This window comes from Citrobacter sp. Cpo091 (assembly GCF_030332645.1).
Taxonomy (GTDB): Bacteria; Pseudomonadota; Gammaproteobacteria; order Enterobacterales; family Enterobacteriaceae; genus Citrobacter; species Citrobacter portucalensis.
Genome location: NZ_JAOWHL010000028.1, coordinates 795,075 through 820,126, shown reverse-complemented (window position 1 = coordinate 820,126; position 25,052 = coordinate 795,075). Strand labels below are relative to the sequence as shown.

21 protein-coding genes and 1 other RNA gene are annotated in these 25,052 nt (G+C 50.5%); 7 read left to right on the top strand and 15 right to left on the bottom strand.

Features of this window, described 5'->3' with window-relative positions; genetic code table 11:
- Nucleotides 1-101: 101 nt before the first annotated feature.
- Nucleotides 102-2,480, top strand: coding sequence for a phosphoenolpyruvate synthase (ppsA, locus tag OGY04_RS07395; protein ID WP_003832604.1), 2,379 nt, complete (start codon nucleotides 102-104; stop codon nucleotides 2,478-2,480).
- Between the two features lie 67 nt (nucleotides 2,481-2,547).
- Here the strand turns inward: ppsA and fadK are convergent, their stop codons facing one another.
- The 5 genes from fadK to OGY04_RS07370 form a co-directional block, all read right to left on the bottom strand.
- Nucleotides 2,548-4,185 (bottom strand): medium-chain fatty-acid--CoA ligase, encoded by a 1,638-nt coding sequence (gene fadK, locus OGY04_RS07390; protein ID WP_071446893.1) that lies wholly within the window; start codon nucleotides 4,183-4,185, stop codon nucleotides 2,548-2,550.
- An 82-nt stretch (nucleotides 4,186-4,267) separates the two neighbouring features.
- A complete protein-coding gene (locus tag OGY04_RS07385; RefSeq protein WP_008784590.1) occupies nucleotides 4,268-4,561 on the bottom strand; it encodes a ferredoxin family protein in 294 nt (97 codons plus the stop codon).
- Complete coding sequence (locus OGY04_RS07380) at nucleotides 4,558-5,847, bottom strand: FAD-dependent oxidoreductase (RefSeq protein WP_008784591.1); 1,290 nt, start codon at nucleotides 5,845-5,847, stop codon at nucleotides 4,558-4,560. The genes OGY04_RS07385 and OGY04_RS07380 overlap by 4 nt, the downstream gene beginning before the upstream one ends.
- A 57-nt stretch (nucleotides 5,848-5,904) precedes the next feature.
- Nucleotides 5,905-6,840: an electron transfer flavoprotein subunit alpha gene (locus OGY04_RS07375; RefSeq protein WP_032943175.1), complete on the bottom strand. Its 936-nt coding sequence runs from the start codon at nucleotides 6,838-6,840 to the stop codon at nucleotides 5,905-5,907.
- 21 nt (nucleotides 6,841-6,861) lie between these two features.
- A complete protein-coding gene (locus tag OGY04_RS07370; RefSeq protein ID WP_286585061.1) occupies nucleotides 6,862-7,626 on the bottom strand; it encodes an electron transfer flavoprotein in 765 nt (254 codons plus the stop codon).
- 506 nt (nucleotides 7,627-8,132) lie between these two features.
- On the opposite strand from OGY04_RS07370, the gene OGY04_RS07365 reads away from it, so the two are divergent.
- Nucleotides 8,133-9,023 carry an AraC family transcriptional regulator gene (locus OGY04_RS07365; protein ID WP_008784594.1) on the top strand — a complete coding sequence of 297 codons (891 nt, stop codon included), beginning with the start codon at nucleotides 8,133-8,135 and terminating at the stop codon, nucleotides 9,021-9,023.
- 54 nt (nucleotides 9,024-9,077) lie between these two features.
- Here OGY04_RS07365 and OGY04_RS07360 read toward each other — a convergent pair whose 3' ends face one another.
- The 9 genes from OGY04_RS07360 to ydiK all read right to left on the bottom strand — a co-directional run bounded on the left by OGY04_RS07360 (nucleotide 9,078) and on the right by ydiK (nucleotide 18,336).
- Nucleotides 9,078-10,229, bottom strand: a complete 1,152-nt coding sequence (locus tag OGY04_RS07360) for an acyl-CoA dehydrogenase (protein ID WP_003832619.1) — start codon at nucleotides 10,227-10,229, stop codon at nucleotides 9,078-9,080.
- Between the two features lie 13 nt (nucleotides 10,230-10,242).
- Nucleotides 10,243-11,838, bottom strand: coding sequence for an acyl CoA:acetate/3-ketoacid CoA transferase (locus OGY04_RS07355; RefSeq protein ID WP_286585059.1), 1,596 nt, complete (start codon nucleotides 11,836-11,838; stop codon nucleotides 10,243-10,245).
- Between the two features lie 155 nt (nucleotides 11,839-11,993).
- Nucleotides 11,994-12,752: a type I 3-dehydroquinate dehydratase gene (gene aroD / locus OGY04_RS07350; RefSeq protein ID WP_286585058.1), complete on the bottom strand. Its 759-nt coding sequence runs from the start codon at nucleotides 12,750-12,752 to the stop codon at nucleotides 11,994-11,996.
- Between the two features lie 36 nt (nucleotides 12,753-12,788).
- Nucleotides 12,789-13,655: a quinate/shikimate dehydrogenase gene (gene ydiB, locus OGY04_RS07345; protein ID WP_003836604.1), complete on the bottom strand. Its 867-nt coding sequence runs from the start codon at nucleotides 13,653-13,655 to the stop codon at nucleotides 12,789-12,791.
- Between the two features lie 21 nt (nucleotides 13,656-13,676).
- Complete coding sequence (locus OGY04_RS07340; protein ID WP_032943180.1) at nucleotides 13,677-14,912, bottom strand: MFS transporter; 1,236 nt, start codon at nucleotides 14,910-14,912, stop codon at nucleotides 13,677-13,679.
- 240 nt (nucleotides 14,913-15,152) lie between these two features.
- A complete protein-coding gene (locus OGY04_RS07335; RefSeq protein ID WP_103285111.1) occupies nucleotides 15,153-16,373 on the bottom strand; it encodes an MFS transporter in 1,221 nt (406 codons plus the stop codon).
- A 48-nt stretch (nucleotides 16,374-16,421) separates the two neighbouring features.
- Nucleotides 16,422-16,778, bottom strand: a complete 357-nt coding sequence (locus tag OGY04_RS07330) for a YdiL family protein (RefSeq protein WP_008784601.1) — start codon at nucleotides 16,776-16,778, stop codon at nucleotides 16,422-16,424.
- A 157-nt stretch (nucleotides 16,779-16,935) separates the two neighbouring features.
- Nucleotides 16,936-17,043, bottom strand: an RNA gene (gene rprA / locus OGY04_RS07325) — antisense sRNA RprA.
- 183 nt (nucleotides 17,044-17,226) lie between these two features.
- Entirely contained in the window at nucleotides 17,227-18,336 is a 1,110-nt protein-coding gene (gene ydiK, locus OGY04_RS07320; protein WP_286585057.1) for an AI-2E family transporter YdiK, read from the bottom strand.
- Between the two features lie 213 nt (nucleotides 18,337-18,549).
- Between ydiK and ydiJ the strand changes: the two genes are divergently transcribed.
- The 3 genes from ydiJ (at nucleotide 18,550) to OGY04_RS07305 (ending at nucleotide 22,279) form a co-directional block, all read left to right on the top strand.
- A complete protein-coding gene (gene ydiJ, locus OGY04_RS07315) occupies nucleotides 18,550-21,606 on the top strand; it encodes a D-2-hydroxyglutarate dehydrogenase YdiJ (protein ID WP_286585055.1) in 3,057 nt (1,018 codons plus the stop codon).
- Nucleotides 21,603-22,013 (top strand): 1,4-dihydroxy-2-naphthoyl-CoA hydrolase, encoded by a 411-nt coding sequence (menI, locus tag OGY04_RS07310; RefSeq protein ID WP_286585053.1) that lies wholly within the window; start codon nucleotides 21,603-21,605, stop codon nucleotides 22,011-22,013. Before ydiJ ends, menI begins: the two co-directional genes overlap by 4 nt.
- Before the next feature lie 77 nt (nucleotides 22,014-22,090).
- A complete protein-coding gene (locus OGY04_RS07305) occupies nucleotides 22,091-22,279 on the top strand; it encodes a YdiH family protein (protein WP_003030540.1) in 189 nt (62 codons plus the stop codon).
- Nucleotides 22,280-22,346: 67 nt separating this feature from the next.
- Here the strand turns inward: OGY04_RS07305 and OGY04_RS07300 are convergent, their stop codons facing one another.
- Nucleotides 22,347-23,198 carry a Vmh family MBL fold metallo-hydrolase gene (locus OGY04_RS07300; RefSeq protein WP_286585052.1) on the bottom strand — a complete coding sequence of 284 codons (852 nt, stop codon included), beginning with the start codon at nucleotides 23,196-23,198 and terminating at the stop codon, nucleotides 22,347-22,349.
- Between the two features lie 121 nt (nucleotides 23,199-23,319).
- On the opposite strand from OGY04_RS07300, the gene OGY04_RS07295 reads away from it, so the two are divergent.
- Together OGY04_RS07295 and sufA are read left to right on the top strand one after the other, a co-directional pair.
- A complete protein-coding gene (locus OGY04_RS07295) occupies nucleotides 23,320-24,195 on the top strand; it encodes a LysR family transcriptional regulator (protein ID WP_286585051.1) in 876 nt (291 codons plus the stop codon).
- Nucleotides 24,196-24,683: 488 nt separating this feature from the next.
- Complete coding sequence (gene sufA / locus OGY04_RS07290; RefSeq protein WP_003832645.1) at nucleotides 24,684-25,052, top strand: Fe-S cluster assembly scaffold SufA; 369 nt, start codon at nucleotides 24,684-24,686, stop codon at nucleotides 25,050-25,052.

Here is a 25,052-nt window from a genome sequence, read left to right as displayed (position 1 = left end):
GTTGCTTGAACGATTCACCGTTTTTTTCGCCGGAGTAAATATGCCAAGATAATTACGCAAAATTGAGTTTCCTAACCTCGTTCATATATAAGGATTGTTCGATGTCCAACAATGGCTCGTCACCGCTGGTGCTTTGGTATAACCAACTCGGCATGAATGATGTAGACAGAGTTGGAGGCAAAAATGCCTCCCTGGGTGAAATGATTACTAACCTTTCAGGTATGGGTGTTTCCGTACCGAATGGTTTTGCAACGACCGCCGATGCGTTTAACCAGTTTCTGGACCAGAGCGGTGTAAACCAGCGCATTTATGAGCTGCTGGATAAAACGGATATCGACGATGTCACTGAGCTTGCGAAAGCCGGGGCACAGATCCGCCAGTGGATTATCGACACTCCTTTCCAGCCCGAACTGGAAAATGCCGTCCGCGATGCCTACGCGCAGCTGTCAGCGGACGATGCCAATGCCTCTTTTGCCGTGCGTTCTTCCGCTACCGCAGAAGATATGCCAGATGCGTCATTTGCCGGTCAGCAGGAAACCTTCCTCAACGTCCAGGGATTTGATGCCGTACTGGTTGCCATCAAACACGTATTTGCCTCGCTGTTTAACGACCGCGCGATCTCTTATCGTGTTCACCAGGGCTATGACCACCGTGGCGTCGCACTTTCTGCTGGCGTTCAGCGGATGGTGCGTTCTGACCTCGCGTCCTCAGGCGTAATGTTCTCCATCGATACCGAATCCGGTTTCGACCAGGTTGTCTTTATCACGTCCGCCTGGGGCCTGGGCGAAATGGTCGTGCAGGGCGCCGTTAACCCGGATGAATTCTACGTGCACAAACCGACCCTGGCGGCTAACCGTCCGGCGATCGTCCGTCGCACAATGGGATCGAAAAAAATCCGCATGATTTACGCGCCGACCCAGGAACACGGTAAGCAGGTGACCATTGAAGATGTCCCGCAGGAACAACGCGACATTTTCTCCCTGACTAACGAAGAAGTGCAGGAACTGGCCAAGCAAGCGGTGCAGATCGAGAAGCACTACGGTCGTCCAATGGACATCGAATGGGCGAAAGACGGCCATACCGGCAAGCTGTTCATTGTTCAGGCGCGTCCAGAAACCGTGCGCTCTCGCGGTCAGGTGATGGAGCGTTATACGCTGCATGCTCAGGGTAAAATTATTGCTGAAGGTCGCGCCATCGGCCACCGCATTGGCGCGGGTCCGGTCAAAGTCATTCATGACATCAGCGAAATGAACCGCATCGAACCAGGCGACGTACTGGTTACCGACATGACCGACCCGGACTGGGAACCGATCATGAAGAAAGCGGCAGCAATTGTCACTAACCGTGGCGGTCGTACCTGTCACGCGGCAATCATTGCCCGTGAACTGGGGATCCCGGCCGTGGTGGGCTGTGGCGATGCGACCGAGCGCATGAAAGATGGTGAGAAGGTAACTGTCTCCTGTGCCGAAGGCGATACCGGTTATGTTTACGCTGACATGCTCGACTTTAGCGTGAAGAGTTCCAGCGTGGAGACCATGCCGGATCTGCCGTTGAAGGTGATGATGAACGTCGGTAACCCGGACCGGGCTTTCGACTTTGCCTGTCTGCCAAACGAAGGCGTCGGCCTGGCGCGTCTGGAATTTATCATCAACCGCATGATTGGCGTACACCCGCGTGCGCTGCTGGAGTTCGATGACCAGACGCCTGAGCTGCAAAATGAAATCCGCGCCATGATGAAAGGTTTCGATTCTCCGCGTGAATTCTATGTCGGTCGTCTGACGGAAGGGATCGCAACGCTGGGTGCGGCGTTTTATCCAAAACGCGTCATCGTGCGTATGTCGGACTTTAAGTCCAACGAATATGCCAACCTGGTCGGCGGTGAGCGTTATGAACCGCATGAAGAGAACCCGATGCTGGGCTTCCGTGGGGCGGGCCGTTATGTTGCCGACAGCTTCCGCGACTGCTTCGCGCTGGAATGCGATGCAGTAAAACGTGTCCGTAACGACATGGGCCTGACTAACGTTGAAGTGATGGTACCGTTTGTACGTACCGTTGCCCAGGCGAAAGCGGTGGTGGAAGAGCTGGCACGCCAGGGGCTGAAACGCGGCGAGAACGGACTGAAGATCATCATGATGTGTGAGATCCCGTCTAACGCCTTGCTGGCCGAGCAGTTCCTCGAGTACTTCGACGGCTTCTCCATCGGCTCAAACGACATGACGCAGCTGGCGCTGGGTCTGGATCGTGACTCTGGTGTGGTTTCTGAACTGTTTGATGAGCGTAACGACGCGGTGAAAGCGCTGCTGTCGATGGCGATTCGTGCTGCCAAGAAACAGGGTAAATACGTGGGTATTTGCGGCCAGGGACCTTCTGACCACGAAGACTTCGCGGCCTGGCTGATGGAAGAGGGGATCGACAGCCTGTCGCTGAACCCGGACACCGTCGTACAAACCTGGCTGAGTCTGGCTGAACTGAACAAGTAATATCATGCCTTATCCGGCCTATTCAACGTAGGCCGGATAAGATGCGTGAGCATCGCCATCCGGCGCTTTATCCTGTAATACTCTCCACGCTCAAACGCTGAATAATATCCTGACGAAGCTGGTATTTTTGTACTTTACCGGACGCCGTGCGCGGTAATTTCTCCACGATCACAATGTGCTCAGGGTATTTATACTTTGCCACCCGCTTGCGGCTAAAAAAGGCCACCACTGATTCCAGCGACAACGAATGATGCGGGGGTTTTAGGACCACGTAAGCACACGACCTTTCACCTAAGCGTTCGTCCGGCATCGCGACAACACAGGCATCGTGAATGCGAGGATGCTGCAATAAAATATCCTCAACTTCGCGGCTGCTGATGTTTTCTCCACCGCGGACAATGATATCTTTTTTCCGTCCGGTGATTTTGATGTACCCCGCATCGTCCATTCGGCATAAGTCGCCACTGTAATACCAGCCGTCTTGATCCAGCGCGCGGGCGGTGAGTTCGGGTTCATCGAGGTAGCCCATAAACACATTGGGACCACGCGAAGCTTCTTCACCTTCTACCCCCGCGGGCAACGTATTGCGTGCTTCGTCGACCACTTTAATTTCGACGCCTGCAGCAGCATATCCGTCGGTATTCATCATGCGAGAAAGCGAATCATCGAGATTGACCAGCGCATGCGGTGAACTCTCTGTCGAGCCATAAATGCTTAATAATTTTATGCCGAGCTGCTGGCAGTCACGGGCAATCTTCTGTGGAATGGTTGTGCCCCCACATAAGAAAAAGCGTAGCGATGAGAGATCGCGTGGTCGTTTTTCCATGCTACACAACATGTCGTAGACGAAGGGCGTTGCGCCGAGCACACAGGTACAGCGTTGTTGCTCCAGCAGTTCAAGACAGGCGGTTGGGGTGAAAATATCTAACAATACGCTGCGTGCGCCGATTAAAAACGGTGCAGTAACGCCATGCAGAAAACCGGTAGCGTGTCCCAGTGGTGCGGGCATCAAAAACACATCCTGCCAGGTGAGATTGAGGCGGGCACAGTAGGCGCGCTCGCTGGCAAGGATGTTGTTGTGGGTCAGCATTACGCCTTTTGGCATTCCCTCGGTACCGGAGGTAAACAACACTGCCGCCAGTTCATCGGCGTGAACATTAATCGTCTGGGTTAAAGGCGGAGCTAAAAGCAGTTGACTGAGCGCCAGCGAGGTCGTTGCCGGAGCTAGTTTATCCACGGCAACGATCTGTTGCAGATGCGGCAACTGGTTTTGTAAGGGGAGGATCAGATCGACCGGTCGGGTCTGTTTAAACAGCGTAGGTGCGAAAAAAATCTTCGCTTTGCACTTATTTAGCACCCATACCAGCTCTGCTTCACGCCACGCTGGCAGCAACGGTACGGAAACGGCCCCGATTTTCAGGCAGGCCAGGTAGATAATCGTAAACTCGCACCAGCCCGGTAACTGGAAGGCAATGCGATCGCCGGGTTGAATACCGCAGGCTAAAAACCAGGTTGCCAGACTGCTGGCCGCGCTGTCGAGTGCAGCATAGGTGTATGAAGCGCCATGGTTATCAACCACGGCGATTTTATCTGGCATGGCTCTGGCAGTTTGGTTCCAGTAATCGCCAAGCGAAGCATCTCCCCATAAACCCTGTTGCCGCCAGACTTCGCGGCGTTCGGCGTTAAACGTTAGTGTGATACTCATGAAGTTATTCCCAGGATGATTTCGGCATACATCTGACCGGATGGCCGGCGTGGCCGATCCGGTGTACTACAGGCAAAATCCATTAGCCGTAGCGAAAATCAACGCCAAATGTTCCGACCGGATATTCCCATTGGTCGAGGATTGTGTCGCCGCACAGTACTCGACACGTTCCGCACTCCAGGCAACCAGCAGAATCAAAATGAATGTTTCCACTCTCGTCCTGCTTATACAGCCCGGCGGGGCAGGCTTTCAGCAGCTTGCGAAATTCATTAAGGTCTGGATGTTCGGCCAGGATAATGTGCGGGTGGCCTTCATTGACATTGAATTTATTGACGCCCAGTTTGACGTCAACGTTAACGGTATTGTCCTGATTCATAGTGCTGTTGCCCCCTTGATACCGTCTTTCAGTAAGTTCAACAGCCCGATTTGTTTTGCGTGGGACATAATCATCTTGCGAACCGGTTGATTTGGACGTCCGTCAACGGTGAACATATCGCTCATGATGTCGGCCACCATACGCGGATACTGAGTGAACAACCGTGGGTTTTCCATTAACGCCGGGATCTTGCGAAAATGCTGTAAATCACGCATCACGCAGCCCTGTTCGAGCGCGCGCTTGTAGTCCATCAGGCTGCTGGCAGAGAAATCCTGGCGTCCTTTTGCTGCAATAGCTGTTTGGGCTGCGGCTTCTGCGGAAGCGATGGCCAAATCCATACCTCGCACCGTGAAACCCAGGTTCAAACAGAAACCGGCGGCATCGCCCACGATCATCACACCGTCATCGACCAGCTTTGGAACCATTGCCAGACCGCCTTCCGGCACCATATGCGCGGAATATTCCAGTAGTTCTCCACCGGCAATCAATGGCCGAATAGTTGGATGTCGCTTAAAGTCTTCCAGCATTTGTGGAATGCTTTTTGTGGCATGGGCAATATCCCCCAGACCACACACCAGACCCAGAGAGATGGAGTCCTGGTTGGTATACAAAAATCCGCCTCCCATCAACCCATCAGACGGTGAGCCTGCAAACAGCCAGGCCGCGCCTTCATTACCTGAAAGATTGAAGCGATCTGCAATGACCGCTGGAGGTAAGCCGATCAGCTCTTTTACGCCAACGGCATAGTGATGTGCAGAAGAGGGCGGAACCATCCCCAGAGAACGCCCCAGCATAGAGTTGACGCCATCGGCAAGGATGACAATATTGGCTTCCAGGATATCGTCACCGGCCTGAACTCCGGTAACCTTATTACCTTCGCGGATCAGGGCATCGACGCGCACGCCGGGGATGAACTGCACGCCAGCTTGTTCCGCCTTATCCATTAGCCATGGGTCAAGTCTGTTGCGCAAAACGGTATACGAATCCTGCGTTGGTGCGTCAGCTTTTTCACGATGGAAATCGAGAGTGACGGCGCTTTCTTCGGTCAGAAAGGAGATTTTTTCGCGGGTGACTTTACGCTCGAGCGGCGCTTCCTGCGCGAACCCCGGCATGATGCGCTCAAGACTATGTGCATAGAGTCTTCCGCCGGTCATATTTTTACTACCAGCACTGTTACCGCGCTCGATGACCAGTACGTCCAGTCCGGCCTGAGCCATCACGTAGCCTGCAACCGTACCCGCCACGCCAGCACCGACCACAATGGCATCAAATTTTTCATCTGACATGCTTTATGCTCCCTTCCCGCTGCGAGGGCAGCGGGATATGTGCGTTAAATGTGGGGGTTAGCGGCTGAGATGCTCGATAAGAGCCGGAACGACTTTGTAGATGTCGCCGACCAGTCCGTAATCAGCGTAATTGAAAATAGGGGCTTTCTTATCTTTGTTGATGGCAACAATGACTTTCGCGCCGTTACCGCCAACCATATGCTGAATTTGTCCTGAAATGCCGAGGGTGAGGTAAAGGTCCGATTTCAGTAACACGCCAGAAACGCCGATGTAGCGTTCGCGTTCCATCCAGTTTTCGCCTTCGGCAATCGGTCGTGAACAACCCACTTCTGCACCCAGTACAGATGCCAACTGGCGCACCATCTCCAGATCGTTTTGCGCAACCAGGCCGCGGCCCACACCCACCACACGTTTGGCTTTGCTGAGATCCACGCTGCTCACGGATTTGGCGCGACGTTCCTGGCACATAATTTCATGGTGTGGTGCGATGTAGGGTGCAGAGACAACAGGGCAGGTATGTGAAGCATTAGCCTCTACCGGTTCAAGTACGCCTGGGGCAAGGGTGATAATTGCCTGAGTTGTTTTGATTTTTTCTTTGCCGAATGCCAGGCCACCGTACATACGGTGTTCTGCGAACAGTGAGCCATCATCAAGCGTTACCGACGTGGCGTCATTTACCATCGCTGCATTGAGCTGAATACTTAACCGCGCACCAAGGGATTTAGCGCGTTTTGTAGCTGGCATCAGCAATAGCCCGGTATGTTCTTGTATCAGGGCGGCGATGGTCTCGGCAAAATTTTCAACACGCTGTAAACCAGACGTTGTTTCAAGCACGACAATCTCATCGGCACCCAGAGGTTTAACCTGATTGGCCTGTTCGTTGCCTTGTACAATAAGGTGTACCTGTTCACCCCACAGGCGTGCGCCGGCCATTAATTCTGCATAGCGTTCTACGTTATCGCTGAACACCCATACGTTAGCTAATTTACTCATGATAATTTCTCTCCGTTGGGCTTAGTTCAGGGCTTTTTTCAGATGCTCAGCCAGCTCGGCGATGGCTTCTGCTGAGTCATTTTCCAGAATGATGTGCTTACGTTCTGTTTGTGGCGGAACGGTGAGGCTCACCAGTTCTGCTAACGGTGAGGCAGGTGTCCAGCCAATATCGCTGGCTTGCCACGGTGTGACTGGTTTTTTACCTGCGCCCAGAATGGCTTTCATCGAGGGAATACGCGGCGTGTTGATATCCGAGGTTACGCACAGCACGGCGGGGAGCGACAGTTCAATCACTTCAACTTCGTCTTCCAGCGTACGTTCAACCACAATGCGATCGCCGTTACGTTGGATGTTGCTGACGGCGTTAATCACCGGAAGTTGTAAGAGTTCGCCAACCAGTAAGCCAACCTGCTGGGCGTAGATGTCTCCAGACCCTTCGCCGAACAGCATCAGGTCGAATTCAATGTTTTTGGCCGCGCAGGCCAGCGCCTGAGCCGTGTCTCGCGGTAATGAATGCTCCAGTTGGGGATCCTGCACCATAAACAAACTGTCCGGCCCGCGGGACAGTACGTCTTTACGCACTTTGGAGTTTTGCAGTAGCGAGCCGCCAACCGTTAAGGCGACAATTTCATCACCTTCCGCACTAAGTTGCGTCGCGGCCTCTATTGCATTCAAATCAAACTGACTGATTTTGGCATCGGCCCGGTCAAAGTTAAGCGAACTTTCTGGGGTAACAACAATGTCCTGTTCTTCAGGCACCAACTTAAAGCAGGTTATTAGTTTCATGGCATCTCCAGTGATTCTCGTGTTGATGATGACGGGGAGTGCCATCATCAACAGTAGGGAAAATTGACTGAAAATAGTGTGCGGCAGAGGGAGACTGTTTTCGACGGGGCAATCTGTTTTCATTCCCAACAATCTTGCAAAAAAAAGGACTTTAGGAATGCTGAGTTTATGAACGTAAAGACGACGTCGGGTGTTAAAGTGATAAATATGGAAATAAAATCGAGACGTTTTTTTGAGAAATGGATCATATTTTTATCCGTTTCTGCATGCACTTTGTTTCTGGTGTGTAAATTATTATTGCTGACTTAATAACATTTACACTTTCCTGTTATTTTAAAATAAAAACAATTTGTGCGAGCAGCGTGCTGAAGTTGGAGGTGTCATCTTGCAGACGACGCAAATAATTTTGTTTCGCCTGGACAGAATAACGTTGTATAACGTCTTCATCGTTTTTACTTTTCGATATTAATTATCCGCAAAATTACTGCCTTTCGGTGGAGGTTGTCATGTATCAACGCTGTTTTGATAATGCCATGGAGACCCTTTTTGAACAGGGAAAAACCCCGAGATTTTCGCGATTCGTCATCAGTGATGATCCTAACTGGGAGTCGGGTCATCATGTTCATGACAATGAAACAGAGCTTATCTATGTAAAAAAAGGTGTCGCAAGGCTAATTATCGACTCTTCGCTGTATGTCGCACATGCGGGTGACATCGTAGTGATAGAACAAGGGCGGTTACATGCGGTTGCTTCCGATAGCAGCGCACCTGCAACCACTTACACCTGTGCGCTCTACGGCTTTCGTTTTAACGACTGGCAGGAGAACCAACTCTTGCAGATGCACTCGTGTCCGGTTATTAACGTCAGCCAGGGCAAAGAGGTTATTAAAAGTATCTTTAATGAACTGAGTGTTATGATCCCGCAGAGCAAGAATAACCTGACGTCTTCCGCTTATGACGCCTTCGCTTATGCATTAACCGTTTTATATTACGAAAACTTTAAAAATGCTTATCGTTCTGAGCAGGGATATATTAAAAAAGATATCTTAATTAAAGATGTGTTGGTTTATTTAAATAACAATTTCCGAGAGAAAATTACGCTGGAACAGTTGTCTAAGAAATTTCGTGCCAGCGTGAGCTATATCTGTCACGAGTTTACTAAGGAGTATCGTATTTCGCCGATTAATTATGTGATTCAGCGGCGAATGACAGAGGCAAAATTTGCCCTGACGAATACGGAGTCCTCGTTGGCAGAAATTTCCTGGCGGGTAGGGTATGAAAATGTCGATCACTTTGCCAAACTCTTTCAGCGGCATGTGGGTTGTACCCCCAGCGATTATCGTAAGCAGTTTAAAAATAACCTTGTAGAACAAGAATGTTTGATGCCAGAAATATGATTCACCTGGCACGTGCCGGATAACGCATTTGCGCTATCCGGCAAGCATTACTGCTTACTTATTCTGATAATCTTTCAGGATTTGGCGACCCGCGACGTAAATCATGATTTCATCTGTGCCACCGCCAATGCGTTCACAGCGAACATCGCGCCAGAAGCGGGAAACGCGTGCTTCGTCGGTGTAACCCAGCCCACCCATAATCTGAATGGCGTCATCAATCACTTCCATTGCAGTACGTGCACAATACAGTTTTGCCAGCGCTGCACTGGTGCGCAGAGACTGTTCCTGATCGGCCTGCCAGGCGACTTTTAACACCATATTGCGCATGTTATCGATTTTAATCGCCATCAGCGCCAGTTTTTCCTGGATCATCTGATTGTGACCAATTGGCTTACCGAATGCGATGCGCTGGTTGGCGTAACGGGCGGCATCTTCGAAGGCGCATTCAGCAAAACCGGTACTGCGCGCAGCGTTGATCAAACGTTCCATTTCGAAGTTGTACATGACGTTGAGGAAACCCATGCCTTCCTCTCCGACCATATCGCTTTCGTCCACTTCGACGTCATCAAGATAAACTTCGCAGGTGCTGAGCATATGCCAGCCGATTTTATGCAGCGGATTAACCTTAATGCCGGGTTTTTTCGAATCGACCCACCACAGCGTAAAGGCTTTTTTCGGATCTTTTGGCTCCGGATCGCGGGCCAGTACCAGCATATATGGATACTCTTTCGCGCCGGTGATAAAGGTTTTCTGCCCGTTGAGATAGACCTTACCGTTTTTGCGAGTGTAGCTGGTGGTCGCGCTGTTGTTGTCGGAGCCAGCTCCCGGTTCGGTTAATGCCAGCGCATACGCCGGATCGCCCGTTTCCATGGTGCTTTCTGCGGTCTTACGCAGCTGTTCGGCGGATCCAAAACGACGCATACTGTGAATACACTGACCGTTAGTGATCAAAAAAGCGGGTGCGCCGCATTTTGAAACTTCCATCAGCGCCAGCATCTGTGTGACGTAATCCGCCGGGATGCCACCAAACTCTTCCGGAACGCCCAGCATCGAAATACCGTTGTCCGCCAGGGCACGCATAAACTCTTTCGGGTAGGTCGCCGTTTGATCGCAGGTACGGAAATATTCTTCCGGGAAATTGCTGGTAATCAGTTCTCGAATACTGGCAAGTAGCAGTTCTTGTTCTTCAGTTAAAGAAAAGTCCATCATGGTACTCCTTTTAATTGGCGGCGTCGGGTAATACAAAACCCATCGAGGCATCGATAAATAATCTTTCGTCCATCATCTTCAGATTTGGGGAAATAATTGGCGTGAAATCCATCTTGTCCAGGATGTCTTCCTGTAAAGAGACTCCCGGTGCAATTTCGATTAAATGAAGACCATCTGCTTTTAACGTAAATACAGCGCGTTCAGTGATGTAACGCACATCAAGTCCACGTTCGAGAGCAATTTTTCCGCTGAAAGTCACTTCAGGTAATTCGTTGACGAATTTTTTCACCCGACCTTCCTGCACAATATTTAATTTGCCATCGGCAACTTCCGTTTTCAGACTTCCGGCAGTTAACGTGCCGCAGAAAATAATTTTTTTGGAGGTGGCGCTAATATCGATAAAACCGCCGGTACCCATGATTTTGCCATTGAATTTGTGTACGCCGACGTTGCCGTGGCGATCGACTTCGGCAAAACTTAAATAGCACACGTCCAGTCCACCACCGTGATAGAAGTCAAACTGGGAGGTCATATCCAGAATGGCGCGGGTGTTGACGTTGGCGCCGAAAGCAATACCTTGAGAGGTGATGCCGCCAATCGGACCCGTTTCGACTGTCAGAATAAAATCGTCAGCACAGCCTTCTTCGCGCGCGACGAGGCCAATGCCATCGGCAATGCCTACGCCAACGTTGCCGACCGCACCTTTGCGCATTTCAAACAGGGCGCGTCTGGCCACCAGTTTACGCTGATTGAGCGGCAGGGCAGTCTGTTGGCTGTCATCGAGAACAAAATCGCCAGAGATAAAGCGGTTAACCGGCGCGCCACCATACAGTTGCGTTTGGTCGGGGTCGATGACCACAATATCGACCAGATAGCCGGGAATACGCACCGATTTCGGATGCAACGTGGCTTTCTTCACCATCTTTTGCACCTGCATCATAACGATGCCACCGTTATTGTGTACGGCCTGGGCAATCACCAGCGCATCAAGATACATCACTTCATCTTCAAAGGTGGCGTAGCCTTCACTGTCGCAAGTGGTGGCGCGAATAAAGGCGATGTTTGGCGCAATGGCTTTGTAATACAGGTACTCTTTGTTATCAATTTCCACCAATTTGATCAGATCTTCGGTGGTCACTTCATTCAGCTTACCGCCCTGTTGGCGAGGGTCAACAAATGTACCGATGCCGATATCACTAAGGATCCCCGGCTGGTGAGCCGCCGATGCACGCAGGGTTTGGGTTAATACGCCCTGAGGATAGTTATAGGCAGCAATTTTATTTTGTTCAGCCAGATCGGAGATTCGCGGTGATTGTCCCCAGTGTCCGCATAATGCCCATTTGACTAAACCTTCCTGTGCCAGTGGGCTAATTCCCCGGTCGGCACGGTCACCCAAACCTGTAGGACTAATCAACGCTAAATTTCGCGGTGACTGTGAGTTTTTATATTTTTCAGCCAGTGCATTAATTAATGTTGTTGCTTCGAGAATACCCCCTCCAGCACCTAATACACAAAGCGTTGCTTCATCAGGAATATGATTGACTGCATCTGCAGCGGATAATACGGGTACCCGACCATCTATACGATTTGGCCTTGAAAATTTCATGTGAACTCCAGATTATATGCGTGCGACTACCTGTCGCTATATTCGACAATAATATTGTGAGTTATTTAATAACGCTTAATTACCGGCCAGATATCCGTGGTTAGACGAATATCTGGGGTAGGGCATTACTGATATTTATATGGATATATCTGTAATTAAGCCTGATGCAATATTGTCAATACAGTACGCAGGTCGGTGACCGAAATTTGTCCTGGTGCGGAGGCTTTTTTTACTGCCCCAAAGGTTGCCGCTGAACCGAAAACCTCACCAGACAGACGTGAAATCACCCCTGTTTTAGCCATCGACATGGTGATTATCGGGCGATCGGCATAGCGTTCTTGCATTTCCAGCGTGGCACTAAGCAGCGTCAGAACATCCGTTTTATTTTGCGGCATCAAGGCAATCTTCGGAATATCTGCGCCCAGCTCCTGCATTTTACGCAGGCGCTGGACAATCTCTTCCGCGGCTGGTGTCTTATGAAAATCGTGATTGGACATAATCACAAAGACATTTTTCGCGTGCGCATGCTCGACGGTCGCTTTGACCAGTTCGGCACCGGTAAACAGTTCCAGATCGATCATATCCACCAGACTGCTGTCTACCGCCGCGCGGTTAAGTGCAATATAGTGCTCGACAGACAGAGCCTGTTCACCGCCTTCTTTGGCGCTACGGAAGGTGAAAAGCAGTGGTTTGTCAGCCATCACATCGCGGATGGTGCGCGCAGCTTCCAACACCGCCTCAATGGAAGAGACATCGGCGAAATGGTCTACGCGCCATTCCAGAATGTCGAAATCCGCTTCGCGATAGGCCAGCGCTTCGCTTTTTACCGTTGCGATGTCTTTACCCATCAGCGAGACAATGATCTTCGGCGCACCCTCGCCAATAACGAGGTTTTTTACGGTTACGGTTTTCATTGATTACCCTTTAACTATTGTACAAATGCTTGCCCGTCAGGCGGCAAAACCCATAACCTGTTTCACATACTCCAGTGGGAAATCTTTCCCGGTCCAGAGCTTGAACTGTTCAGCCCCTTGCCACAACAACATGCCGTAACCATCAATTGTTTTGCAACCAGCACTTTGTGCCTGCTGCAATAATTTGGTCATATGCGGGTTGTAGACGCATTCGGTTACCAGCAGTTCCGGACGCAGCAGGGACGCGTCGGTCACGAGAGACTCATTTTCCAGCGGCTTCATGCCGACTTTAGTGCCGTTGGTCAAAATATCTGCGCTGGCAAGTGCGTCAGCAAAAGCCTGGCGATCGGCGAGATCGATAACGGTGACCACGCAGTCGGTGTTTTCATTGACGCGTTTGGCAAACTCCTGCGCTTTGGCAAAAAACTCATCCTGGCGGTTAAAGAGTTTAATTTCTTTGATGCCTTCAATCGCTGCCTGTGCACCAATGGCCGTCGACGCACCGCCTGCGCCCAACAGTACCATGGTTTTACCTTTGATATCGAAACCACTTTCCTTAATTGCACGAATATGGCCCGTGCCATCGGTATTGTAACCACGCAGGTAACCATCATCATTGACGATAGTGTTAATTGCGCCGACCAGCTTGGCTGCAGGCGTTAATTCATCAACATACTCACATGCCAGCTGCTTGTTGGGCATTGAGACCCCGGTACCCCGCATCTTTAAGGCCTTCAGCCCGGCAATGGCATTAGCAAACGTTGAGTTATCAACTTCAAATGCCATGTAAGTGAATGGCAATCCCGCTTTTTCTAATGCCTTATTTTGCATTTCAGGCGACAGACTGTGTCTGATAGGGTAGGCCATCAAACCAATCAGTTCATATTTTGCAGTTACGTCCATTTAATACTCCTTCTAAACAATTTATTGAAAATAACGCTCGCCCAACCGCACATCATTTTTGGGGATATCAAATACGCGGTAGTAACGAATAAAGACGATGATGGCGGTGACAAAAGCCAACAGAGCAAATGCAAGGTCCAGCAAAATAATGTATTGCAGACCAATGTTAGAGAGGTATCCGGTGATTAATGGGATAATAAAGTTGGCTACGCCACCCATCATCATATAAATACTGGTGACTTTGGCTTTGCTCTTGGGAAAGAACTCTGACATCACCGAGACACCGAGCTGTAAAATACCGCCAGCGGCAGAGAATCCAATGAGAAATGAACCGGCGTTACATACCAGCGGAGATGGGTATAAATAGATCACGGCTGCGGTGATGGTTGCCAGTCCGGCGTTAAATACGTTTGCCCAAATAGGTCGTACCCATTTTTTCAACAGTGCGGCAAAGATAAATACGCAGACCAACGAACCCATACTGTAGTAAGAGATTGTTTTCAATGCGTCGGATTCTGCCATGCCAGCAAAGGCCATCGCATATTTCGGCATCCAGACCACGATGACGTAAAAAGTCGAAAAGGCAGCAACACCAAACATGACGGATGCCACACCTTCCAGCCAGACCAACGGTTTACTGTTCATCTGTGGCAGATCTTTCGCGATGCCGGCATCCACCATCTGGCTGGGGAAACGACTTTTTAGCAGCATCAGGGTAATGACTACAAACAACGCTCCCGGGATAATGACCGCATAACCGTACCAGATATGGTTGAGCAGCATGGTGCTGACGACGATGGGGTAGATCATCTGCCCAAACGAGACCATAGCTTTCACCAGGATAACGGCTGAGCCAGAGGCTTTAGGGAAGCATTCCATTAACGCCGGGTACCCACCGGTATCCAGTGCCGAGTTTGCCACGCCAACGCAAACGGCCAGAATAAAGGCAATCATCAGATTAGGGCTGGCGGGAATACCGAAGAAGAACAGTATATAAAGAATAGCCCCTAACAGAATGATAGCCCGACGACCAAATTTATCTGAGAGCACACCAAAGAATAAGATGCTCACCAGTCGCCCCAGACCAATGCCTGAAATCAAATAGGCAATTCCTGCATTATCTGTGGAAAACTTTTCTGCAAGAGAGGTCATATTTTGCGCCAGTGTAATGACGCTAATGCCGTGTAGGAAATAACTTAAATAAATACAGGTTATCGCCAAAAGAAATGGCGTATTAAAGGTCTTGCTTTGAGACATTTTCACAACTCCTTGCGGATTTTAAAATTGTTCTGTGCTCGTCGATATTGTTTAAATTGCGGCGACCTTGTAATTAATATACCGGGCGGAAGCCACAGAACCTACATAGCATGGCGTTTAAGTTACCAGGTATATTGCATAACGCACTGTGAAATTGAACTCTGCCAGCCGGTGTTTTGCTTATGTTTTAAAATAAATGCCAATTATTTTGCAGAAGGGGGGAACAATATTGCATCCACGCTATTCTACGGCTTGTATCATTTTTAGCTGATGCTTTGACGCGATGTGGCTGCGATAACCAATAAATAACGCCAACAGGAACCCAACAGCAGCTATGCCAGTATCAAGCCACATGATGTGAGCAATACTGGTTTCTGAGAGTTTTGCTGTTATCAATGGAATAGTGAAGGTCGCAATGCTGCCCGCACTGTAGTAAATACCGGTCGCTTTACCCTTCGCATGCGGAAAGCGTGCGGCCATGAGCGTTAAACCGATTTGCACAACGCCCCCAGCGGAAGAAAAACCGATGACAAATGCAAAGATAATGACCACGTAGGGTGTCGGATGCAGACAAACCATCAACAGTGCGACAAATGAGATAAACGTATACAGCATCAGCATCGATGTCGCGCGTTCTGCTTTTCGCGCCAGCGGGGCGGTGATCAGCACGCACAGTAGAGAGCCGCAGGTATAAATGCTTAACAGTTTGATAGATAACGTATAGGACATTCCTGCGACAAACTGTCCGTATTGCGCCAGCCACTGGCTTACCAGGTAAAATGTTGCCATTGCGATGTAGCCGTACAGGGTGTAACTGGCAAGGTCGAGCAGGGAGCAACGATGTTCAGGTTGTGCGGTTTCTCGTTCTGCAGGTTGTGCCCGGATGACGATATGAGGCCCGGGGTGTGGAGGAAACCGACAGCGAAACAAAAACACGCCGTTGAGTATCATAACGGCAGCCGCCAGCAGGAAGGACCAGCCAAACCAAAGTTCGGCCCACACCAGCAGGCTGATGATCATTGGCAGCAGGAACTGACCGCTGGAGACGAAGGCTTTTATCAAAATATTGGCCGTGCTGGGGGAACGGGGGAATGCCTCCATCAGGCTGGGATAGGTTCCGGCATCGAGAAAACTGTTTGCCATTCCTGCTAAAAAACCAAAAGCATAGGCAAGAAAAATACTGTGAGTATTGATGATGCCAATAAAGAAAATCAGGTAGCAGGTCATACCAAGGATAATAAATGGTCTGCGACCGTAGCGATCGGAAAGCATCCCTGCCACTAATAAAACGCTTAAGCGGCCGATGCCGAGTGAGGAAATAACAATCGAGACGCCCGCAGCATTGGTTTGCCACTGTTGTTCCAGCGAAGACATATTGAGGCTCATCAGAATGACCCCCATGCCGTGCACCAGGTAATTTAGGTACAGCCCTATCGCAGTGGAGAAATAGGTGTTTTTCATAATGAGTTACTCAGCGAAGAGGCTAAATAGGTATGGCGTTGCAATCTCTTAACACATACGCTCGAGATCGTGAGCATAGAGTTCAACAGCAGCCGACTGATAGATTTTCCAGTCGAGAAAACCATCGTGGTGATAAACCGCCTGAAAAGCGTTCAGATCGGGGAAAAAACGCATGGTGTTATTACCGATACGATTATTTATTTTGTCGATAATTGCATTAATTCTTAACTTCCTCCTTGCTTTCATTTCTGAACAAATGCGGATGATGTCTTCTGGAATTTCTCTTTCACCCTTTTCCCATTGCTGCCAGGCGGCAACATTGTTATCGCGCGCGATATACCTGGCGCTTTCTTCCACCGTCATAGCAAAAATATGGCGGATCGCCTGTAGTTCTAATGCGTTCATTATTTGGTCACTTCATAAAAGACGGTGGAATAGTAATAACATTGCTGTGGATATTTCTGCTTGAAGAGAGTCACAGTATTTTGTGCAATATTATTTGTTCCTTGACGGGGAAGATAATGTGTTGGTGCGTTAAGGTTGGTGGAGTGGCGCGCGAAGGACAAAAAAAAGCCCATCGTGGGAGATGGGCAAAGACTACACACAGCAATTCGTTGTTTCACTCAGGGGATTTCCATGCTTATAAATCAATATGTTGATCTAAAGCCATGAGCTAATAGTAGGCATAGTGATTTTTTACGTCGATCAGATTCATCTCAATAGTTTAAAAACTGTAAAGAATTTGCGACACAAATGATTATTTAAAGAAGGGCGAGGTTGGGTCTAATCACGCAAGAGGGAGGATTGATTAGTATTGTTAAACAATCAGGCGGCGCTGCCGCCTGATGTTGGATTACTTATTGCGTTCGATTTCAGCAATTTCTTCGAGGATTTCATCCGGATTGGTACCTGGCGCAGGGGCTTCGTTTACCCAGGCGGAGAACAGACGCCAGGAAACGGCCAGCACTACTGGACCGATAAACAGACCAATCATGCCGAAGGCAATCAGTCCGCCGATGACCCCGGAGAGAATCAGGATCAGTGGCAAATCGGCACCCATACGAATCAGCATCGGTCGAATAACGTTATCCAGCGTTCCGACTACGCCGCTCCAGACCAGCAGAAGCGTGCCCCAGGTTGAATCACCCGTCCAGTACAGCCAGATAATGGCCGGAATCAGCACCGGCAACGGCCCCAGTTGCACCAGACAAGACAGGATCATCAATACCGCCAGCAGCGTGGCGTAAGGCACGCCGGTTACCGCCAGACCAATTCCCCCGAGCACTGCCTGCACCAGAGCGGTGACCACAACGCCCAATGCGACGGCGCGAATGGCTTGCGCGGCCAGCAGAATGGCAGCATCGCCACGTTTTGAGGCAAGACGGCAAGCGAAGTGACGAATACCTAATGCGACCTGTTCACCGCGCCAGTACAACAGGGCGCTGAACAGCAGCATCAGACCACAGTGCATCATAAAGCGGCCGATATGCGCGGCCTGACCGACAAACCAGGTGGTGGTGGTACCGATATAAGGACGAACCTTGGCCATAATGGCCGAACCGCCCATATCCAGTAAACTGTGCCATGCGCCATACATTTTGGCACCCACCAGTGGAATGCTGTTCAACCAAGCCAGATCCGGTAGCGTCATATCACCTGCGGTTACGGCATGGATCAGCGGCCCGCTGCCATCGACGATACTGTTAACCAGCAGCGCGATAGGGATGATGAACAACAGCACTAACAACAGTGTCATCACCAGTACGGCAAGTGAACGACGTCCCCAGAGCAATTTTTGTAAGCGTAGCAGGATAGGCCAGGTCGCAATGACAATCGTACCTGCCCAGGCAAAACCGAGGATAAAGGGCTGAACAATCCAGAGACAGGCCACAATCAGGATGGCTAAAAACAGCACCGATAGCAGCACTTGTGCAATATCCCTGGGCTGACGGAAATTTACCATAAATACTTTTCACCTTTGTCTTTGCGCCAGAACGTTGACGCGACGTGAACACGTTAATCACACTCTATAATGATGAGCAATTTCAGCGGTTTTGAACAGGCGGATTCTGCCTGTAAATCTGCTGAGCGTATTAGAAAAAAATGTGATACAACAAACAATGCAACACGCAAACGATTAAATTCACAACACAGACCGCAGGAAAGGGTCACTATAATGATTCCACAAATTTCTCAGGCGCCAGGTGTCGTTCAACTGGTGCTCAATTTTTTGCAGGCGCTGGAGCAGCAAGGATTCACGGGTGATACGGCAACGAGCTATGCCGATCGTCTGACAATGTCGACGGATAACAGTATTTATCAGCTGCTTCCTGATGCTGTCGTTTTCCCTCGTTCAACCGCAGATGTGGCGCTAATCGCCCGTCTGGCGGCAGAACCGCTATTCTCGTCGTTGATTTTTACCCCGCGCGGCGGCGGCACCGGGACCAACGGCCAGGCGCTGAACCAGGGCATTATTGTTGATATGTCCCGCTATATGGGCCGCATTATTGAAATCAACCCGCAAGAAGGTTGGGTGCGGGTAGAAGCCGGGGTGATAAAAGACCAGCTCAACCAGTTTCTGAAGCCATACGGCTATTTCTTTGCCCCGGAGTTATCCACCAGTAACCGGGCAACGCTCGGCGGGATGATCAACACCGATGCGTCCGGGCAAGGATCGTTGGTTTACGGTAAAACTTCCGATCATGTGTTGGGCATCCGTGCGGTGCTGATGGGCGGTGATATTCTGGATACCCAGCCCATGCCGGTCGAGCTTGCCGAAATGCTGGGTAAAAGCAATACCACGATTGGCCGTATCTATAAGACCGTTTATGAGCGTTGTCGTGATAACCGACAGCTGATCATGGATAAATTCCCGAAACTTAATCGCTTCCTGACGGGTTACGATCTGCGGCACGTCTTTAACGATGAGATGACCGAATTTGATTTAACCCGCATTCTTACCGGCTCTGAAGGTACGCTGGCGTTTATCACCGAAGCCCGCCTTGATATCACGCCACTGCCCAAAGTCAGACAGTTGGTTAACGTTAAGTACGATTCGTTTGATTCGGCGTTGCGTAACGCGCCGGTGATGGTGGAAGCGCGCGCATTGTCGGTAGAAACCGTCGACTCCAAAGTACTCAATCTGGCGCGTGAAGACATCGTCTGGCACTCGGTAAGCGAACTGATTACCGATGTAGCGGATAAAGAGATGCTGGGCCTGAATATTGTCGAGTTTGCCGGTGACGACGAAACCTTGATTAATTCGCAAGTCAGCGCACTCTGCGAACGCCTGGATGGGTTAATCGCTCGCCAGGAAGCGGGCGTCATTGGCTGGCAGCTATGTACCGAACTGGCGGGCGTCGAACGAATTTACGCCATGCGCAAAAAGGCTGTCGGTCTGCTGGGCAATGCAAAAGGTTCCGCGAAGCCCATTCCGTTCGCCGAGGATACCTGCGTTCCTCCGGAGCATCTGGCTGACTATATTGCCGAGTTTCGCGCGCTGCTCGACAGCCATGGTCTGAGTTACGGCATGTTCGGCCACGTGGATGCTGGCGTGCTGCACGTCAGGCCGGCTTTGGATATGTGCGACCCGCAGCAGGAAGTGCTGATGAAACGCATTTCTGATGATGTCGTCGCGCTGACGGCAAAATATGGCGGTCTGTTGTGGGGTGAGCACGGGAAAGGTTTCCGTGCGGAATACAGTCCGGCGTTTTTCGGTGATGAATTGTATCGTGAACTGCGCAAAGTGAAATCGGTGTTTGATCCGCAAAACCGGCTCAACCCAGGCAAAATCTGTCCACCGGAAGACGTTGATGCACCGATGATGAAAGTGGACGCGGTGAAACGCGGAACGTATGACCGTCAAATCCCGCTGGCCGTACGCCAGGAGTGGCGTGGGGCGATGGAGTGTAATGGCAACGGGTTATGCTTTAACTTCGATGCGAAAAGCCCCATGTGTCCGTCGATGAAAATCAGCCTTAACCGTATCCATTCTCCGAAAGGGCGAGCTACGCTGGTACGTGAATGGCTGCGTCTGTTGGCCGATCGCGGGATCGATCCTGTGCAACTGGAAAAAGAGCTACCGGAGAAACGCGCCAGTTTACGCACGCTGATTACCCGTACCCGCAACAGCTGGCATGCACGCAAGGGCGAATACGATTTCTCGCACGAAGTAAAAGAGGCGATGTCAGGGTGCCTGGCGTGTAAAGCCTGTTCCACACAGTGTCCGATTAAAATTGATGTGCCGGAGTTCCGCTCACGCTTCCTGCAGCTGTACCACACGCGTTATCTGCGCCCGTTGCGCGATCATATGGTGGCGACCGTTGAGAGCTATGCACCGCTAATGGCGCGGGCGCCTAAAACGTTTAACTTCTTCATCAATCAGCCGCTGGTGCGAAATCTGGCTAAAAAGCACATTGGAATGGTTGATTTACCGCTATTGTCTGCGCCGTCGCTGCAACGCCAACTGGTGGGGCATCGTTCTGCCAACATGACGCTTGAACAGCTCGAATTACTCAGCCTCGAGCAAAAAGCCCGCACGGTGCTGGTGGTACAGGATCCGTTCACCAGCTATTACGATGCGCAGGTGGTGGCTGATTTTATACGTCTGGTAGAAAAACTGGGTATGCAGCCGGTACTGCTGCCGTTTTCGCCAAACGGCAAGGCGCAGCACATTAAAGGCTTTTTAAACCGTTTTGCCAAAACGGCGAAAAAGACATCCGAGTTTCTTAACCGGGTAGCGAAGCTGAATATTCCGATGGTGGGTGTTGATCCGGCGCTGGTGCTTTGTTATCGCGATGAATACAAGCTGGTGCTGGGAGAACAGCGGGGTGATTTCCATGTGCTGCTGGCCAACGAATGGTTATCAAAAGCTGTGGAAACACAGCAGTCAGTCGCTGTTGGCGGTGAACCGTGGTACTTCTTTGGCCACTGTACCGAAGTGACGGCTTTACCGGGCGCGCCTGCACAATGGGCGGCTATTTTTGCTCGCTTTGGCGCAAAGCTGGAGAACGTCAGCGTGGGGTGCTGTGGTATGGCTGGCACTTACGGTCACGAAGTGAAGAATCACCAAAACTCATTGGGTATCTATGAGTTATCATGGCACCAGGCAATGCAACGATTGCCACGTAACCGTTGTCTGGCTACAGGGTACTCCTGTCGCAGCCAGGTTAAACGCGTTGAAGGTACGGGCGTTCGCCACCCATTACAGGCACTGCTGGAGATTATAGGATGATCTGGAAACGTGAAGTCACACTCGAGGCGCTCAATGCCATGGGTGAAGGAAATATGGTTGGGTTGCTCGATATTCGTTTTGTGCACATTGGCGACGATACGCTGGAAGCTACGATGCCGGTGGACCATCGCACCAAACAACCCTTTGGGTTGTTACACGGCGGCGCATCCGTGGTGCTGGCGGAAAGCATTGGTTCGGTAGCTGGCTACTTGTGTACTCAGGGTGAGCAGAAAGTGGTGGGCCTGGAGATCAACGCCAACCATATCCGTTCTGCACGGGAAGGGCTCGTCAGGGGCGCATGTCGCGCGTTACATACAGGTTCTCGTCACCAGGTGTGGCAAATAGAAATCTTCGATGAGCAGGGTCGATTGTGCTGCACGTCGCGTCTGACGACCGCAATTTTGTGATGCATATTGCTTTTGGTCATTATCTGCACAGGGAATGGTGTTATACTGTGCAGGTTTTGAACACAAGCGAGGATGATATGTCTACCCAATTAGACCCTGCCCAACTGGCAATAGAATTTTTACGTCGTGATAAAACCGATCTTTCACCGGCTCAGTACCTGAAAAGGCTGAAACAGCTTGAGCTGGAGTTTGCAGATCTGTTGGCGCTCTCTTCCACTGAACTGAAAGAAGAGATCTATTTTGCCTGGCGCATGGGCGTTCATTGATTCCGGTATGCTTATCGTAACGAAACCCCGACACGCGTTCGGGGTTATTTTTTGCCTTAAATCTTCATTACCACTTCATCTCGCCGCTGTTAACTTTTGCACTTAGTTCCAGCGAGCTTACGTCTGCAAGGCCTGGCCATGCTGCCGTCATGGTTTTAATCACATAACCCGATCCTTTTTTCGCCCCTAGCGCCTGCTCAAACGACTGCAAATAGTCCTGGGTGAAGCGAATAGCTTTATCACCGGTTGGGCGGTCGCCAATGTAATGACCCGGTACCACCTGAGTGGGCTGTAAGCTCTGCATTTCGCTCAGTACGCTACGCCATGCACTACGTTGTTGTTCAGACTGTGTATCCGCCGTCCAGACGTGAATACCTGAAGCCACGCCTGTGCCGCCAATAATGGCTCGATTCGCCGGGATCCAGATATACGCTGCATAATCGTTGGTGTGACGCAGTTCCAGCGTTTCGCCATCAACCGTGAACTGCGTTTGCGTAGTTGCCTGCGGAACGGTAAGCGATGTTGGCGCGCCGTCCTTCATTTGCGGGCCCCAGAACTGCAGCTTGGCCTCTTTGGTGGCGCGGATATGGTCTACCACCTGCGGCGTTGCCAGGACTTTTACCTGTGGGAAGGCCTTAACGATGGGCTCCAGACCAAAATAGAAATCTGGATCGCCGGAGGTGATCACAATAGCCTTCAGCGTTTTACCGCTGGCGCGAATCATTTGCACCAGTTGTTCACCATCTTTGGTACTGAACTGGGCGTCAAACAAAATCGCCTCTTTTGGGCCAGACACCAGCGTCGAAGAAACCGGGAAAATAGCCTTATCCTGTGGATTATAGACGTCCAGCTGTAGCGGCGCGGCGAAAGCTGAAGACGCAAACAGAGGTAACAGCAGGGCCAGAGTTTTAACTTTCATGATAGGTAACCTTGTGCAGGAAATTGTCTTTTGATAGTTCCCGTATTTTAAGGATATTCGGATCTGTTAGAATTCCCTCATTAGGACATGCTGAGTTTCATAAAACGATCGGATGGGAACAATGGACAGAGTGATGGCGGCAACGGTATTCAACCATATCTGTGATTTGGGTAGCCTGAGCGCAGCCGCGCGTGCGTTGGGGCTTTCCCGTCCGATGGTCAGTCGTTATCTCGACGAGATGGAAAAATGGGCAGGCGTAAGGCTTATCCATCGCTCATCGCGTCGCTTGACGATCACGCCAGCGGGTGAAGATGCATTAGTGAAAACACGTTCTCTTGCGCAACTTTCGCTGGATATTGGTGCCGCCAGTGCCGCGCAAATTCCCTCCGGCACGCTACGTGTAGCCTGCGCTCATTTTACCGCGATGCATATTCTTGCTCCGGTTCTGCCGACGTTTATGGCGCAATATCCGCAATTACGTATTGAGGTGGAGATCAATAATCAACCGGTAAGCCTTGTGGGGGAACGCATCGATGTGGCGATCCGCATAACGGATAATCCAGAGCCAGGGACTATTGCCCGTCGGTTGGGCGACTGTAAATCGGTGCTTTGCGCGTCTGCAGATTATCTGCATCAACATGGCACGCCTGAGACAATCGACGATCTCACACGGCACAATTGCCTGTACTACAGCGGTTTTGCCGGAAAATCCTGGCACTTTTTGGATCCTCAGGGGCAGCCTGTCTCCGTTGCAATCAAAGGGAATTTGAGTGCAGGGATCTCTTCGCTGCTCTGCGAGTCGGCAGTGGCCGGAATGGGGATCGCGTTGGTGCCAGAGCTGGAGGCGCAGGAAGGGCTAGCGCAGGGAAAGCTAATTCGATTACTGCCAGAACTTCAACCTAAGTGCCTGCCGATTTATGGTTTATACCTTTCACGTGAGCATCAACCCGCAGGGCTACGCCTGCTGCTGGACACGCTCAGTGAGGCACAGCGTTAAATATGTGATTGAACGCGTTTATAAAAGAGTCAAACCGCAATTAGTGTTAAAAAAAACTAATCGGTGTATGAGATTCTTCTTATCGCCCCTTCAAGAGCTAAGCCAATATGAGTGCCGGAGATAAGCGCCGGATGGGGCCGGAACCCTTAAGCCTGCCAACAAGCAGACTTAAGGGTTTTTTGTTGTTTGTTTATTATTTGAATTGTTTTTCCCTACCTTCATCCCCACCTATCCCTTAAATAGACATTTTCTATACATCTTTTGTCATTTGACCTGACTGAACGATTGGATTTTCATAATCCATTATTAATCAATGCATTGAACAAAATAATCCATCCCTGTAAACCCTCGCAGCAGGGTCTATGCTTAGTAAAAGTAGTCAAAAAGGGCGATTAACCCGAATGCCCCTGCTGTTGAGGGGTTGAAGTGATAATCATTATCACTAACATGGTGTTATAGCTTAAAAGCTAGTGACTCGAGGTAACTCTATGGAATTGCATTCAGGAACATTTAACCCGGACGATTTTGCCTGGCGTGGGCTGACGTTAACGCCAGCGGCTGCGGCGCATATCCGTGAACTGGTGGCAAAGCAACCTGACATGTTGGGTGTGCGTTTAGGCGTGAAGCAAACAGGGTGCGCGGGATTCGGTTACGTGCTGGATACCGTCCGCCAACCCGAAAAAGACGATCTGCTGTTTGAAACGGAGGGCGCCAGACTTTATGTGCCGTTGCAGGCGATGCCGTTCATTGACGGCACAGAAGTCGATTTCGTTCGCGAAGGATTAAACCAGTTATTTAAATTTCATAACCCGAAAGCCCAGAACGAATGCGGCTGTGGCGAAAGTTTTGGGGTATAG

Bases quoted from the DNA above. Each gene is read 5' to 3' on its own strand.
- OGY04_RS07365 (WP_008784594.1), top strand. From the start codon at position 8,133: ATGTATCAACGCTGTTTTGATAATGCCATGGAGACCCTTTTTGAACAG.
- OGY04_RS07300 (WP_286585052.1), bottom strand. From the start codon at position 23,198: ATGAAAGTTAAAACTCTGGCCCTGCTGTTACCTCTGTTTGCGTCTTCA.
- aroD (WP_286585058.1), bottom strand. From the start codon at position 12,752: ATGAAAACCGTAACCGTAAAAAACCTCGTTATTGGCGAGGGTGCGCCG.
- fadK (WP_071446893.1), bottom strand. From the start codon at position 4,185: ATGAGTATCACACTAACGTTTAACGCCGAACGCCGCGAAGTCTGGCGG.
- OGY04_RS07375 (WP_032943175.1), bottom strand. From the start codon at position 6,840: ATGAGTAAATTAGCTAACGTATGGGTGTTCAGCGATAACGTAGAACGC.
- ydiB (WP_003836604.1), bottom strand. From the start codon at position 13,655: ATGGACGTAACTGCAAAATATGAACTGATTGGTTTGATGGCCTACCCT.
- ydiK (WP_286585057.1), bottom strand. From the start codon at position 18,336: ATGGTAAATTTCCGTCAGCCCAGGGATATTGCACAAGTGCTGCTATCG.
- ppsA (WP_003832604.1), top strand. From the start codon at position 102: ATGTCCAACAATGGCTCGTCACCGCTGGTGCTTTGGTATAACCAACTC.
- OGY04_RS07340 (WP_032943180.1), bottom strand. From the start codon at position 14,912: ATGTCTCAAAGCAAGACCTTTAATACGCCATTTCTTTTGGCGATAACC.
- menI (WP_286585053.1), top strand. From the start codon at position 21,603: ATGATCTGGAAACGTGAAGTCACACTCGAGGCGCTCAATGCCATGGGT.
- OGY04_RS07355 (WP_286585059.1), bottom strand. From the start codon at position 11,838: ATGAAATTTTCAAGGCCAAATCGTATAGATGGTCGGGTACCCGTATTA.
- OGY04_RS07305 (WP_003030540.1), top strand. From the start codon at position 22,091: ATGTCTACCCAATTAGACCCTGCCCAACTGGCAATAGAATTTTTACGT.
- OGY04_RS07335 (WP_103285111.1), bottom strand. From the start codon at position 16,373: ATGAAAAACACCTATTTCTCCACTGCGATAGGGCTGTACCTAAATTAC.
- OGY04_RS07295 (WP_286585051.1), top strand. From the start codon at position 23,320: ATGGACAGAGTGATGGCGGCAACGGTATTCAACCATATCTGTGATTTG.
- OGY04_RS07380 (WP_008784591.1), bottom strand. From the start codon at position 5,847: ATGTCAGATGAAAAATTTGATGCCATTGTGGTCGGTGCTGGCGTGGCG.
- OGY04_RS07330 (WP_008784601.1), bottom strand. From the start codon at position 16,778: ATGAACGCATTAGAACTACAGGCGATCCGCCATATTTTTGCTATGACG.
- ydiJ (WP_286585055.1), top strand. From the start codon at position 18,550: ATGATTCCACAAATTTCTCAGGCGCCAGGTGTCGTTCAACTGGTGCTC.
- OGY04_RS07370 (WP_286585061.1), bottom strand. From the start codon at position 7,626: ATGAAACTAATAACCTGCTTTAAGTTGGTGCCTGAAGAACAGGACATT.
- OGY04_RS07385 (WP_008784590.1), bottom strand. From the start codon at position 4,561: ATGAATCAGGACAATACCGTTAACGTTGACGTCAAACTGGGCGTCAAT.
- sufA (WP_003832645.1), top strand. From the start codon at position 24,684: ATGGAATTGCATTCAGGAACATTTAACCCGGACGATTTTGCCTGGCGT.
- OGY04_RS07360 (WP_003832619.1), bottom strand. From the start codon at position 10,229: ATGGACTTTTCTTTAACTGAAGAACAAGAACTGCTACTTGCCAGTATT.